Origin of the sequence: Bradyrhizobium sp. ma5 (genome assembly GCF_042258955.1) — a bacterium.
Taxonomy (GTDB): domain Bacteria; phylum Pseudomonadota; class Alphaproteobacteria; order Rhizobiales; family Xanthobacteraceae; genus Bradyrhizobium.
The window spans coordinates 2,820,414-2,834,518 of sequence record NZ_CP170156.1 but is presented as its reverse complement, the minus strand read 5'-3'; the positions used below and the strand labels follow the sequence as shown (position 1 = coordinate 2,834,518).

Sequence of the window (14,105 nt, the reverse complement as noted above, 5' to 3'; positions counted from 1 at the left end):
ATTGACAATAGCCATGGCGTCATGCTGACCTCCGGCGCGTCGACCCGAAACCGAGAGCGCATGACAGCCGAACCCATCTTGCCCGAACTCCAGGCCCCCTCGCGGGAGGAGGAGCAGGCGGAAGTGATCCGCCGGCTGGAGGAGGACATCATCTTCGGCCGCTTCGCGCCCGGCCTGCGGCTGGTCGAGGATACCCTGATGCAGCGCTACGGCGCGAGCCGGCATTTCGTGCGCCAGGCGCTATTCCAGCTCGAACGCCAAGGCATCGTGCTGCGCGAGAAGAATGTCGGCGCCACGGTGCGGTTCTATTCCGCCGAAGAGGTGCGGCAGATCTACGAGGTGCGCGAGATGCTCACGCGCCAGGCCGCGCTAATGATCACCCTCCCCGCGCCTGACAGCCTGATCGACCAATTGAGCGAGCTGCAACGGCATTACTGTATCAAGGCCGACGCGCAGGACATGCGCGGAATCCATGAGACCAACGATGCGTTCCACCTCGCGCTGTTCTCCGCCTGCGGGAATCCCTACTTGGTGCGCTCGCTGCAGGACTACATGAACCTGACGCTGCCGATGCGCGCCAAGAACCTCGCCGACAGCGAGGGTCTTGCGCTGTCGCGCCGCCAGCACGAATTGATGATCGAGCTCCTGAAAGGCCGTGACAGCTGGGCGCTGGCGCAGCTCTGCGTCGATCACATGCAGTACAGCAAAGCGGATTATCTCGTCCGCATCTCCAACGACAAAAAGCCGCAATAGCGCGATACGCGGCCTTCCTCGCGAAGGAGACGGCGATGCGTTACGTGGCTTTGTTGATGGGATCGTTCGCCGTGCAGCTCGCACTCGGTGGAATTGCCGACGCGGCCGATCCGCGCGCGACCGAGCTCACCTATGAGCCCTGGACCAAAACCTGCCTGACCGAGGCGAGCTGCTTCGTCGCCGCCGCCGCACGCGGCCAGTGCGCGCCGTCGGGCGGCTCCATCAGCGTCTCGCCACAGACCAGCACGCGCGCGCTGCTCACCGCGAATGTCGGCACGCGGACCATGCTGGAAGGCACGATCAGCCTGCGGATCGATCAGGACGAGCCGATGCAGGTCGCCAGGACGCACTGCTACACGCTCGGCTGCGGCGGCACGCTGGAGGCCAATGGCGAGCTGATCGAGCGGCTGAAGCACGCGCAAGCGATCGTGGTGGAAGCGAAGAACCTGACCGGGCAGAAGATCAGCCTCAACTTCCCGCTTGCGCATTTTTCCCAGACCTATGACGGGCCCGGAAGCGCACCAAAGGCATCCGGGCAAGGCTCGAATGAGCCGCAACGGGAGCACACCGAGGCGGTCAAGCAGCTGCCGCAGTGCGACGACTGATCATTTCTTCCAGTCGATCACCCTCGTCCTGTCGCCGTCGAACTCCATGCTGCAGAACGTGCCGCCCTGGTAGAAGTCGCCGACCGGATCGGGCGGCAGCTTGGCCTGCTCGGCCATCGCATGCTCGCGGAAGTCTTCGCCGCGGCCACTCGGACGATAGCCGAGATCGTAGGCGCGGTGATTGTCCCACCACGAGCGCTCGTTGTACGACGCGCCGTACAGCACCTCGAAATGGATGTCGGGATGTTCGAGCCCGATGCAGCAGAGCTGAACCAGATCCTCAGGCTTGAGCCAGATCGAGAGCCGGCGGTGATCGAGCGGCGCCTCGCCGAAATTGCCGATCCGGATGCAGGTCACCTTGATGCCGTGCTTGTCGGCATAGAGCGCGCCGACGCCCTCGCCGAACACCTTGCTCACCCCGTAACGACTGTCCGGCCGCGCGGTAACGTCGGTGCCGATACGGTGATGGCGCGGATAGAAGCCGACCGCGTGATTGGATGAGGCGAAGATCACGCGCTTGACGCCCTGCTTGCGCGCCGCCTCGAACAGATTGTAGCCGCCGATGATGTTGGCCTGCAGGATCGCATCCCAGGAACCTTCGACCGAATAGCCGCCGAAATGCAGGATGCCGTCGACGCCCTCGCAGACCGCCTCGACCTGTGCGAGGTCGGCAAGATCCGCAGCCCTGAATTTCTCGTTGCTGCCGAGATCGGACGGCGGCTTGATGTCGCTCAACAGGAGATCCGGATAGATCGGCGGCAGCAGCTTGCGCAGGCTCGTGCCGATTCCCCCCGATGCGCCGGTCATCAATATGCGTGGCATGCCGTCCCTCGTCTTTCCTGTTTGCTGCAGCCGAATTGCGGCCGCAGGCCGACAATGATAGCAAACCATGCGCTCAAGGAAACACCATCGAAACACAACAACGAGAACAGCAAATGTCCGATGTTCATTCCGCCGGCTGGCGTCCCGCGACCTGTTATCCCGATCCCGCGATCCATGCGCTCGACCCGCGCTTCGAGAAGTACTGGCTGAAGCTCTCCGCCGTTGAGCGCATCGCCACCGGCCTGCGCTGGGCCGAAGGGCCGGTGTGGTTCGGCGACGGCCGCTACCTGTTGTGCAGCGACATCCCGAACCAGCGCATCCTCAAATGGGAGGAAGAGACCGGCGCGGTCAGCATCTTCCGCAAGCCGTCGAACTTCGCCAACGGCAACACCCGCGACCGCCAGGGCCGGCTGATCACCTGCGAGCATGGCGGCCGCCGCGTGGTGCGCACCGAATATGACGGATCGATCACAGTGTTGATCGACTCCTTCGGCGGCAAGCGACTGAACTCGCCGAACGACGTCGTGGTGAAATCCGACGGCGCGATCTGGTTCACCGATCCGATCTTCGGCCTGCTCGGCAATTACGAGGGCTACAAGGCCGATCCGGAGATCGAACCCAATGTCTACCGGCTCGATCCCGAGACCGGCAAGGCCAGCATCGTCGCCGAGGGCGTGCTCGGGCCGAACGGGCTGTGCTTCTCGCCGGACGAGAAGATGCTCTACGTCGTGGAATCCCGCGGCGAGCCGAACCGCAAGATCCTCGCCTATGACGTCTCCGCCGACGGCAAGACAATCTCCAACAAGCGCGTGTTCATCGACGCCGGCCCCGGCACGCCCGACGGGATGCGCTGCGACATCGATGGCAATCTGTGGTGCGGCTGGGGCATGGGCGATCCCGAACTCGACGGCGTCGTGGTGTTCGCGCCCGACGGCGTCATGATCGGCCGCATCGCGCTGCCGGAGCGCTGCGCCAATCTCTGCTTCGGCGGACTGAAGCGCAACCGCCTGTTCATGGCGGCGAGCCAGTCGATCTATGCGCTCTACGTCAACACCCAAGGCGCGCTCGGCGGCTAGGTCTCTGTGTCGTCCCGGCGAAGGCCGGGACCCATTACCACAGACCTTCGTTTTGCAAACAATGCGGCCCGAGCCTGCTCAACCAAATGCATCGGTGGTTATGGGTCCCGGCCTTCGCCGGGACGACGATGAAAACTTCTACCTTCCATAACGTCTGACGCCGGAGCAGTTGCCTGCCCCGGCGCCAAAATCGTGTCTCTCGTGGCTCGGCTTACGCGGCGTTGTAGCCGGCGACGGCCTTGGCCTCGAGATACTCTTCCAGACCGTAACGGCCCCACTCGCGGCCGTTGCCGGACTGCTTGTAGCCGCCGAACGGCGCGGAGCGCTCGTTCGGCACGCCCTGCAGGTTGACGTTGCCGGCGCGGATCTGGCGGCCGACGCGGCGCGCGGTTTCCACGGTGTCGGCCGAGACGTAACCGGCGAGACCATACGGCGTGTCGTTGGCGATCTTCACCGCCTCAGCCTCGTCCTTGGCGCCGAGGATGGTCAGCACCGGTCCGAAGATTTCCTCGCGGGCGATCGTCATGTCGTTGGTGACGTCGGCGAAGATGGTCGGGCGGACATAGAAGCCCTTGTTGACGCCCTCGGGCAGGCCCGGGCCACCGGCGACGAGCGTTGCGCCCTCGTCGATGCCCTTCTGGATCAGCGCCTGGATCTTGTCCCACTGGCCGCGGTTGACCACGGGACCGATCGTGGTGCCGTCGGCGCGCGGATCACCGGCCTTGGTCTTGTCGGCGACGCCCTTCGCGATCGCGGCCACTTCCTTCATCTTGGAGAGCGGCACGATCATGCGCGACGGCGCGTTGCAGGACTGGCCCGAGTTGTTGAACATGTGCATCACGCCGCCGGTCACCGCCTTGGCGAGGTCGGCACCCTCGAGGATCACGTTCGGCGACTTGCCGCCGAGCTCCTGGCTGACACGCTTCACGGTCGGCGCCGCACGCTTGGCGACATCGACGCCGGCGCGGGTCGAGCCGGTGAACGAGATCATGTCGATGTCCGGATGCTCGCTCATCGCAGCACCCACCTCCGGGCCGAGGCCGTTGAGGAGGTTGAACACGCCCTTCGGCACGCCGGCTTCATGGAGGATTTCCGCGAAGATCAGCGCCGAGGTCGGGGTGAACTCGGAGGGCTTCAGGATCATGGTGCAGCCGGCGGCAAGCGCAGGCGCGACCTTGCAGGCGATCTGGTTGAGCGGCCAGTTCCAGGGGGTGATCATGCCGATCACGCCGACCGGCTCGCGCACGATCACGGCGGTGCCCATGGTCTCCTCGAACTCGTACTTCTTGAGCACTTCGAGGGTGTTCATGAGATGGCCGAGGCCGGCGCCGGCCTGCAGCTTCTCGGCCATCGGCAGCGGAGCGCCCATCTCGTCGGAGACGGCGGCGCCGATCTCCTTCATGCGGCCCTTGTAGACCTCGACGACCTTGGTGAGCAGCGCGACGCGCTCCTCACGGCTGGTCTGGGAATAGGTCTCGAACGCGCGCTTGGCGGCGGCGACTGCCTTGTCGACATCGGCTTTGGAGCCGAGCGCAATCTCATACATCGCTTCTTCAGTCGCCGGATTGACGACGGGGGTGGACTTGCCTTTGACGACCGGATCGACCCAGGCGCCATCGATGTAGAATTGCATACGATTGACCATCGGAAACCTCTTGTAGGGGGCGTATGGATAAGGGGAACGGAAAGCGTTCGGCAGGCATCCTTGCACGAAAGCAGGGCGAATTGAACCCGCCATATGCGGGGCGCGGCTCGTGCACGCCCACGGCATATAATGTCGCTGCCGCACCGGTGGCAAGGTTGGCTTCGTCGCCCCGGCGAAGGTTGGGGCCCATAACCACCGACGGCAATTGGTAATGGGTCCTGTTAGAACGAGTCGCGCTTACTTACTACCACTTGTGGTTATGGATCCCGGCCTGCGCCGGGATGACGATGAGGAGAGATCCCTCGTCACACCGCCATCTTGCGATGCCGCACCGGGGCGCCGATCGACACGCTTTCCGCCGCGTCGATGATGGCGTTGGCGTCGATGCCATAGTGCCGGTAGAGGTCGCCGATCGTCCCGGTCTGGCCGAAATGCTCGACGCCGAGCGCCTCGACCCGGTGGCCGCGCACGCTGCCGAGCCAGCCGAGCGAGGCCGGATGGCCGTCGATCACGGTCACGATGCCGCAGTCGCGGCCGAGCGGCGCCAGCATGCGCTCGATATGACTCAAATGCTGCGTGCCGCGGCGGTCGCGGCGCAAATTCCGTGCGGCGGACCAACCCGCATAGAGCCGGTCGGCAGAGGTTACCGCCAGGAGACCGACATCGCGGTGGCTCTCGCCGATAAGGCCGACCGCCTCGATCGCCTCAGGCGCGACGGTGCCGGTGTACGCAACAACGATATCGCAGTTCGGGCCCGGCTTGCGCATCCAATAGGCGCCATCGGTGATGTCGCGCTGCAGGTCCGGCGTCATGATCCGCTGCGGTTGCTCCAGCGTCCGGGTCGAGAGTCGCAAGTAAACCGAACCTCCCTCGGCACCCTCGCGCTGCATGTGGCCAAACCCCCAGCCCATGATCACGGCAAGTTCATCGACGAAGGCCGGATCGAACGAGGCGAGCCCGTCCTGTCCCATCCCGATCAAGGGCGTCTTGATCGACTGATGCGCGCCGCCTTCCGGCGCCAGCGAAATGCCCGACGGCGTCGCCGCCACCATGAAGCGGGCATCCTGGTAGCAGGCGTAGTTCAAGGCATCGAGGCCGCGCTCGATGAAGGGGTCGTACAGTGTGCCGACCGGCAGCAGCCGCGCACCGTTGATCTGCTGCGACAGGCCGAGCGCCGAGAGCATGATGAACAGATTCATCTCGGCGATGCCGAGCTCGAGGTGCTGGCCCTTCGGCGAATATTCCCAGGTGTAAGCGGACGGGATCTTCTCCTGCCGGAACAGGTCGTGGTTCTCCGCCTTCGCGAACAGGCCGCGGCGGTTGACCCAGGCGCCGAGGTTGGTCGACACCGTGACGTCGGGCGAAACGGTGACGATGCGCGACGCAAGCTCGCTGTCGCCGCGCGCGAGCTCATGCAGCACGAGGCCAAAACCCTGCTGCGTCGACATCTGCGCGGAGGCCTTGAAGGCCAGTCGCTCCGGCACGTCGATTTCAGGCGCCGAGAGACGGCGACGTCCCTCGCGGTTGAACGGCGCCGCGGCGAGGTAAGCCTCGAGCTTCGCGGGCTCTTGCGACAGGCCCTCGTACTTGTCCCACTCATGGCCGGTGCGGATGTTCTGCGCGGCGCGCCACTTCTCCATCTGCGCCACCGTCATCAGGCCGGCGTGGTTGTCCTTGTGGCCCTGCATCGGCAGGCCGACACCCTTGATGGTGTAGGCGATGAAGCAGACCGGCCGATCATGATCGATTGCCTCGAAGGCCTCGATCATGCTCGCCATGTCGTGACCGCCGAGGTTCGACATCAGCGCCAGCAACTCGTCGTCACTACGGCGATCGATCAGCGCCGACACCTCGCCCTGGTCGCCGATATCGTCGCGCAGATGCTTGCGGAACGCAGCTCCCCCTTGGAAGCAGAGCGCCGCGTACATCTGGTTCGGGCAATTGTCGATCCAGCGCCGCAGCGCCTCGCCGCCCGGCTCGGCAAACGCCTCGAGCATCAGCTTGCCGTATTTCACGATCACCACGTCCCAGCCGAAATTGCGGAACATGGTTTCGAACTTGGCCCAGAGCCCCTCGCGCACCACCGCGTCGAGCGATTGCCTGTTGTAGTCGACCACCCACCAGGTGTTGCGCAAACCGTGCTTCCAGCCCTCGAGCAGCGCCTCGAAGATGTTGCCCTCGTCCATCTCGGCGTCGCCGACCAGCGCGATCATGCGCCCTTCGGCTCGGTCCTGCATCCAGCCATGCGCCTTGACGTAGTCCTGCACCAGCGAGGCGAACAGCGTCTGCGCCACGCCGAGCCCGACCGAACCGGTGGAGAAGTCGACGTCGTCGACATCCTTGGTGCGCGACGGATAGGACTGCGCGCCCTTGTAGCCGCGGAAGTTTTCCAGCTTGTCGCGGGTCTGGTGGCCGAACAGATACTGGATCGCATGGAACACCGGGCTCGCATGCGGCTTCACCGCGACGCGGTCCTGCGGACGCAGCACCGAGAAATACAGCGCCGACATGATGTTGGCGAGCGAGGCCGACGAGGCCTGATGGCCCCCGACTTTCAGCCCGTCGGCAGATGGCCGCACATGGTTGGCATGGTGGATGGTCCACGACGACAGCCACAGCACCTTTCGGGCCAGGGCTGTGAGCATGTCGAGGCGTTCAGGCGCGATTCCCATGGCAATACTCCGGGCGAATATGTCGGATGTTACTGCCGCGGGGACCGCCGAAAATCTCAATTCCGCGCGACAGCACAGGAAAAATTGGGATAAATTCCCACGATCCAGCCTCAACTAACGAGTTCATCCCAATGCCTGCCCTCGACGCCATCGACCGCAAGATCCTGAGTCTGCTCCAGACCGACAGCCGCATGACCATGCAGGAGCTCGCCGACAAGGTCGGGCTGTCGGTGTCGCCGTGCCACCGCCGGGTCAAGCTGCTCGAGGAGCGCGGCGTGATCTCTCGCTACATCGCGACCGTCGACCAGAAATCGCTCGGGCTGCACGTCTCGGTCTTCATCTCGATCAAGCTCGCTCGCCAGAAGGAGGAAGACCTCAACCGCTTCGCGCGCGCGATCTCGAAATGGGATGAGGTGCTCGAGTGCTATTTGATGACCGGCAACCGCGACTACCTGCTGCGCGTGGTCGCCGCCGACCTCTCCTCCTATGAAGCGTTCCTGAAGAACAAGCTGACCCGGCTCGACGGCATCGCTTCGATCGAGTCGAGCTTTGCACTGAGCCAGGTGAAGTATTCGACGGCATTGCCGGTGTGAGGGCGTTGGTTGGTAACTCCAATCGGGCCAACACCACCGCGTCGTCCTGGCGAAAGCCAGGACCCATAACCACCGAATTTGGTTGTGAAGGGAAACTGGCCCCAGCGTCATGCAACGACGAACAATTGGGGTAATGGGTCCTGGCCTTCGCCAGGACGACGATGCTGCAAATTAAATCGTCGCGACCGGATCGCCCGCGGGAACCCGGCGGCGGCGTTCGATGTTGATGTCAGGCATCACTGACTATCCGAAGGGTGAGGACAGATGCTGAGGGCTGCCCGCTGCAAACATACCGTGCTGGCGCTCGCCGCGATCCTCGCAGTCGCGGCATCGGCCGCGCTGTTCGCGGGCAGCGCCTATGCCGCTCGCGGTGGCGGCGGTGGCCACGGTGGTGGAGGTCATGGCGGTGGCGGCTTTCATGGTGGTGGGGGCGGATTTCATGGCGGCGGTGGCGGCTTCCATGGCGGCGGTTTCCACGGCGGTGGATTTCATGCCGGCGGCGCGCGTGGCGGCGGCTTTCACACCATCCATCCCGCTGCAAGGGGAGGCATGAGGCTCGGCGGTGGCTCCGGCGCGCGTCATAACCAATTCCGGCCCGCCGCTCATGCCGCGCGCGGCGCGCCGAGCGTAGCCGCCGGTCGTCATGCCGCCTCGCCCGCCGCGATGCGCCACAATGCGAACGCCGTGGGCCACTCGTTGGCCTCGCATCAGATCCGCACCGCGATGCAGAGGCCGGGCGGTTTGCGGAATCCGATGGCGCGCGCCGCGATCATGACGGCCGCCGCCGGGGCGACCTGGGGATATCACAACCGCAATGGCGGCTGGTGGTGGCGCCATCCGCATGGCGGGTTCGGCTGGGTCGGTCCGGTATTCTGGCCCTATGCCTATTACGATCTCTATGACTATGCCTGGTGGGGCGATGACTACGACCCATACTTCTGGGACTATGGCTATGGCGACATCTATACCGGTCTGTTCGGCCCGTACGATTACAATGCGCTGAGCGGCTATGCCGATTACCTGCCGAGCCGCGGCAGCTCGCGACAGCCGACCGCGTCCAACAGCGACCGCGCGGCTGCGACGACGACGCTCGCCGACATGTGCGGCAGCGACAGAAGCGACATCGCGGGCTTCCCGATCGAGCAATTCCGCAGCGCCATTCAGCCCAATGCGGAGCAGAGCGCAGCGCTCGACGAACTCGCCAGCGCCTCGCAGAAGGCGTCGGAGACCATTCTCAATTCATGTCCCAGGGACGTGCCGCTGACCGCGCCGAGCCGCCTCGTCGCGATGCAGCAGCGCCTCCAGGCCATGCGCGACGCGGTCGGCATTCTTCAGCCGGCGCTGCAGAAGTTCTACGGGCTGCTCAGCGACGACCAGAAAGCTAAGGTGACGGCGCTGGCAGCGGATCAGCGCCGCACCAGGCGTGAGGCGACGGCGGACAACGGAAACTGCAATACGGCGCAGCCCGCGACCATCGTTTGGCCGGGCGAGGTCATCGAACGCGACGTCAAGCCGACCGACGCGCAGCGGGCGAGCCTCGATGCCTTGCGCGATGCGGCGACAAAAGCCGAGGACACCCTGAAATCGTCCTGCCCGCCCACCGACGCACGCACGCCGCCGGCACGCCTTGCCGCGGCCGAAGCCAGATTGGATTCGATGCTGCAGGCGATCGGCACGGTGCGTCCGGCGCTGGACAGCTTCTACAGCGCGCTCAGCGACGAGCAGAAGGCCGCGTTCGACGCTGTTGGCCCCGAGCGGGACGGCGGCAGGATCGCCAACGCCGCAATGACCGCCGCAGGCGGCGACGAGCCGGCGCGAGGTCATCATCGCCGCCATCACCGTCATGGCCCGAACATCGGCGGCATGATCTTCCGGATGATCGGCTTGTAGGGCTCGCCATCGCCTCGCGCGTATGGCGGTGACACCACCCCGCGATATCCCAGCGGGGCAACCAGCCGGAGGCTACGGCGCAATCCACATGCCAACCACGATGATGGCCAGTGCAACGGCAATCACCAGCATGTCGGTCGTGAGCCAATCAGGCATTCCATTCGATGGCTGCTCGCTCATGTCCGCGACTCCTTCTGTTCGCGCCGAGCCAGTATGCTGAAGCGAAGCAGCGCAAATGAGGATGAACTGGATCACATAAGGGCGCGACAAGCGGTCGCTGCGAATTTCATGCATCCGCGCGCCCTCAAGTTGCAGCACGCGATTGATCTGCCGCGCAGGTTTCTGAACATGTTCGACAACGCCGGCGGCGACGGCAAGCACGATAGCACTTTAGCCGAAGGCGTAACCCACCGTGTCGCACGGCAAGATAGTGGGTTACGCGGAGTTTATCATCGGGCCGCCCTTCGGGCGGACCCGTTGGCTAACCCACCCTACGCGCTGCGCTCATCCTCACAGCACCTTGCGCTGCGCCAAGTTCTTCATCAGCGCGCCAACGCCGAAGGTCCAGGGCTCGCATTCGTCGCTGCCCCGCATGCGGTTGACGAGCTTGCCGAGCTGCGGCGCGGCAATGGTTACGATGTCGTCGCGCTTGTGGGTGAAGCCTTCGCCCTTGGCGTCGCGGTCCTTCACCGGTGCGAACATTGTGCCGAGGAACAGCGCAAATCCATCGGGATACTGATGCACGGGGCCGATGGTCTGGGCGACCAGATCGGTGGGGTCGCGGCTGATCTTGCTGATCGAGGAATGGCCCTCGAGCACGAAGCCGTCGGCGCCCTTCACGGTGAGGCCGACATCCATCTTCCTGACGTCGTCGAGCGAGAAGGTCCCGTCGAACAACCGGAGCAGCGGGCCGATCGCGCAGGAGGCGTTGTTGTCCTTGGCCTTCGACAGCAACAGCGCCGAGCGGCCTTCGAAATCGCGCAGGTTGACGTCGTTGCCGAGCGCGGCGCCGACGATCTTGCCGGCGCCGGATACGATGAGCACGACCTCCGGCTCCGGATTGTTCCAGGTCGATTTCGGATGCAGCCCGGCATCCATGCCCGTGCCGACCGAGGACAGCGTCGGCGCCTTGGTGAACACTTCGGCATCGGGACCGATGCCGACCTCGAGATACTGGCTCCAGGCGTTCTGGTCGATCAGCACCTGCTTCAACCGCATCGCCGGCTCGGAGCCCGGCTTCAACTTGGACAGATCGTCACCGACGAGGCGCACCACCTCCTTGCGGATGGCCTCCGCCGATGACGGGTTGCCGCGTGCGCGCTCCTCGATCACGCGTTCCAGCATCGAGATCGCAAAGGTGACGCCGGCGGCCTTCAGCACCTGCAGGTCGACTGGCGCCAGCAGATGCGGTTTTGTCACGTCGCGTCCGTCGGGCGGTGTGTTGGCGAGGATCGTCTCGAAATCGCCGATCCGCTCGCCGCGCGTGGCACGCAACGCGGCGGCGGGATCGGCCTCCTCGCACAGCGCGCTTACGGTGGGGAAACGCGCGGTGACGTCGAACACGCCGTCACCCCGCACCGCGACCACGGCGGGTCCGCCGGCCTGCGGCAGCCAGACCCGTCCGACCAGCGTGCCGGCGGTGCCGTCCTCCGGCAGGACGTCTTTTGGCGCGAGCGAAATCATCGGCGTCTCCTTTTTTGATCTTGTCAGCGCTTGTTAGCACAGTCCGCGCGCTTGCGTGAAACAGCGGTCATGCCGTTGTCATAGAGGGGTAACATCGCCCGTCAATGCTCCCGTCGATCCATCTAACATACTGAAAGACGGACCTTCATGACCGCCTCCGACCTCACCGACGACGCCACCCGAGATGAAGCCTTGCGCGACGAAGCCTCCCGCGACGAAGCCTTGCGCGCCCGCATCCATCAGGAGATGGCCGACAGCCTCGACGAGGAACTCGAGCTCGAGCTCGACGACATGAGGCTTGACGAGCTCGACCACGACGGCGTCGCCGGACAGCCGACGATCGACCGTAAGCTCTACTTCCGCGAACTGCTGCGGTTGCAGGGCGAGCTCGTCAAGCTGCAGGACTGGGTGCAGCACGAGAAGCAGAAGGTCGTGGTGCTGTTCGAGGGCCGCGATTCCGCCGGCAAGGGCGGCGTCATCAAGCGCATCACCCAGCGGCTCAACCCGCGCATCTGCCGCGTTGCGGCTCTGCCGGCGCCGAACGAGCGCGAACGCACGCAATGGTACTTCCAGCGCTATGTTTCGCACTTGCCGGCCGGCGGTGAGATCGTGCTGTTCGACCGCAGCTGGTACAACCGCGCCGGCGTCGAGAAGGTGATGGGGTTCTGTAACGACGAGCAGTATGAGGAATTCTTCAAGTCGGTGCCGGAATTCGAGCGCATGCTGATCCGCTCCGGCACGATCCTCTTGAAATACTGGTTCTCGATCACCGACGAGGAACAGGCGTTTCGCTTCTCGATGCGGATCCACGATCCGCTGAAGCAGTGGAAGCTGAGCCCGATGGATGTCGAGGCGCGGACCCGCTGGGAGCTCTACACCAAGGCCAAGGAGACCATGCTGGAGCGCACCCATCTGCGGGACTCGCCGTGGTGGATCGTCGATGCCGTCGACAAGAAGCGCGCCCGGCTCAACTGCATCTCGCATTTGTTGACCCAGATCCCCTATCAGCAGGTCACCCACCAACCGGTGGTGCTGCCGCCGCGGGTGCGCAACCCCGACTATCACCGCGGCCCGATCCCGCCCGAGATGTACGTGCCGGGACGGTATTGATGCTGGTCGTTTCTCTCTCCCCGTTCCTACGGGGAGAGAGAAACACGTCCGCGCAATTTCGGAATAATAGAATAGTGCCACTGATTTGCCCGACATGTCAAGTTGACGTGTCGAATGCAGGTACGCCTCCGGCTACTGTGCATGGGGTTGTTTTCGATATTTTGGCAGGGCGCCCCTGCGGAGGCGGGCTAGATGCGATTAGCCTGCCGCAAGCTGGGCGAGCTGAAGAGATAGGCATCTCCCCTTCGCCACGCCTACCAATGGCGCAGGTGTGCGCCCTTGCTGGCACCGGAACCCGACGCTAGGCTTCCTCAATCTGGTGCAGGGAGGCCCGCTTGACTCAATCCGACGACATCGCAATTTCCGAAGATCGCCGCGACGCGCTGCGCTATGCGCTCGGGATCGGCAGCGGCGCGGCACTCGCGGCCGCCATGGCAACCCCGGCTGCGGCGCAGACCCAGGCCGACAACACGCTCGACCGCATCAGGGCCAACAAGGTGCTGCGGATTGCGGTGCTGCCGGGCGAGTTGCCCTATTTCAACAAGGACCTCGCCACCGGCACCTGGTCCGGCTTCTCCATCGAGATGGCCAACGACCTTGCCAAGCTGCTCGACGTCAAGCTGGAATATGTCGAGTCGACCTACGGCAATTCAATTCTCGATTTGCAGGCCAACAAGATCGATCTCGGCTTTGCGCTCAACCCGACCCCGCAGCGGGCGCTGGTGGTGGACTTCACCAGCCTGGTGTTCCCGCATCCGTTCGGCGCGATGCTGAAGAAGGGGCTGGAGGCCAAGACCTGGGCCGACATCAACAAGCCCGAGGTCAAGATCGCGGTTGACGTCGGCTCGGCCAACGAGGCGGTGGCCCGGCGCTTCGCGCCGAACGCCACCATCAAGTCGCTGAAGTCGCGCGACGAGGTGATGCTGGAAATGTCGTCGGGCCGCGTCGATTGCGTCGTCAACGCACTGGTGCTCGGGCTGACCGCGATCGCCAAGAACCCGAACCTCGGCACCTACAAGATCCTGGCCTCGCCCTCGGTGACGATCGCAAGCGGCACAGCGGTGCGGCGCGAACAGGACAAGCGCTGGCGCGATTTCCTGTCGGTGTGGATCGACTACAACCGCGGCATCGGCCAGATGCGCGAATGGTTCGTCAAAGGCCTCGGCCTCGCCGGCGTCAAGCCGGAGGACGTGCCGGTGGAGCTGAGTATTTAGAGCGCGTCTTTATCGATCACATTGCGGCTTCTTCACCTCTCC

12 protein-coding genes are annotated in these 14,105 nt (G+C 64.5%); 7 read left to right on the top strand and 5 right to left on the bottom strand.

Annotated features, from left to right (window positions below):
• Positions 1-60: 60 nt before the first annotated feature.
• Entirely contained in the window at positions 61-753 is a 693-nt protein-coding gene (locus tag ACE103_RS13025; RefSeq protein ID WP_375779748.1) for a GntR family transcriptional regulator, read from the top strand.
• Between the two features lie 35 nt (positions 754-788).
• Positions 789-1,358, top strand: a complete 570-nt coding sequence (locus ACE103_RS13020) for an invasion associated locus B family protein (RefSeq protein WP_375779747.1) — start codon at positions 789-791, stop codon at positions 1,356-1,358.
• Here the strand turns inward: ACE103_RS13020 and ACE103_RS13015 are convergent, their stop codons facing one another.
• On the bottom strand, positions 1,359-2,180 hold the full coding sequence (locus ACE103_RS13015; RefSeq protein ID WP_375779746.1) for an NAD-dependent epimerase/dehydratase family protein: 822 nt from the start codon (positions 2,178-2,180) through the stop codon (positions 1,359-1,361).
• Between the two features lie 113 nt (positions 2,181-2,293).
• Here ACE103_RS13015 and ACE103_RS13010 point away from each other — a divergent pair, with 113 nt between their 5' ends.
• Positions 2,294-3,256 (top strand): SMP-30/gluconolactonase/LRE family protein, encoded by a 963-nt coding sequence (locus ACE103_RS13010; RefSeq protein WP_375779745.1) that lies wholly within the window; start codon positions 2,294-2,296, stop codon positions 3,254-3,256.
• A 211-nt stretch (positions 3,257-3,467) separates the two neighbouring features.
• Here ACE103_RS13010 and ACE103_RS13005 read toward each other — a convergent pair whose 3' ends face one another.
• Together ACE103_RS13005 and ACE103_RS13000 are read right to left on the bottom strand one after the other, a co-directional pair.
• On the bottom strand, positions 3,468-4,901 hold the full coding sequence (locus ACE103_RS13005) for an aldehyde dehydrogenase family protein (RefSeq protein WP_223968086.1): 1,434 nt from the start codon (positions 4,899-4,901) through the stop codon (positions 3,468-3,470).
• A 305-nt stretch (positions 4,902-5,206) separates the two neighbouring features.
• Positions 5,207-7,573 (bottom strand): transketolase, encoded by a 2,367-nt coding sequence (locus ACE103_RS13000; RefSeq protein WP_375779744.1) that lies wholly within the window; start codon positions 7,571-7,573, stop codon positions 5,207-5,209.
• Between the two features lie 131 nt (positions 7,574-7,704).
• Between ACE103_RS13000 and ACE103_RS12995 the strand changes: the two genes are divergently transcribed.
• Both ACE103_RS12995 and ACE103_RS12990 read left to right on the top strand, forming a co-directional pair.
• Positions 7,705-8,166, top strand: coding sequence for an Lrp/AsnC family transcriptional regulator (locus ACE103_RS12995; protein ID WP_024579268.1), 462 nt, complete (start codon positions 7,705-7,707; stop codon positions 8,164-8,166).
• Between the two features lie 264 nt (positions 8,167-8,430).
• Complete coding sequence (locus tag ACE103_RS12990; RefSeq protein ID WP_375779743.1) at positions 8,431-10,056, top strand: Spy/CpxP family protein refolding chaperone; 1,626 nt, start codon at positions 8,431-8,433, stop codon at positions 10,054-10,056.
• A gap of 72 nt (positions 10,057-10,128) precedes the next feature.
• On the opposite strand, the gene ACE103_RS12985 is transcribed toward ACE103_RS12990, so the two are convergent.
• Together ACE103_RS12985 and ACE103_RS12980 are read right to left on the bottom strand one after the other, a co-directional pair.
• Complete coding sequence (locus ACE103_RS12985) at positions 10,129-10,437, bottom strand: hypothetical protein (protein ID WP_375779742.1); 309 nt, start codon at positions 10,435-10,437, stop codon at positions 10,129-10,131.
• Positions 10,438-10,566: 129 nt separating this feature from the next.
• The gene (locus ACE103_RS12980) at positions 10,567-11,739 is read right to left on the bottom strand and encodes a fumarylacetoacetate hydrolase family protein (protein WP_375779741.1); all 1,173 of its coding nucleotides are present in this window, start codon (positions 11,737-11,739) and stop codon (positions 10,567-10,569) included.
• A gap of 147 nt (positions 11,740-11,886) precedes the next feature.
• Between ACE103_RS12980 and ppk2 the strand changes: the two genes are divergently transcribed.
• Together ppk2 and ACE103_RS12970 are read left to right on the top strand one after the other, a co-directional pair.
• Positions 11,887-12,849 (top strand): polyphosphate kinase 2, encoded by a 963-nt coding sequence (gene ppk2, locus ACE103_RS12975; protein WP_375779740.1) that lies wholly within the window; start codon positions 11,887-11,889, stop codon positions 12,847-12,849.
• A gap of 335 nt (positions 12,850-13,184) precedes the next feature.
• Complete coding sequence (locus ACE103_RS12970) at positions 13,185-14,063, top strand: transporter substrate-binding domain-containing protein (protein WP_375779739.1); 879 nt, start codon at positions 13,185-13,187, stop codon at positions 14,061-14,063.
• The last annotated feature ends 42 nt before the right edge of the window (positions 14,064-14,105 follow it).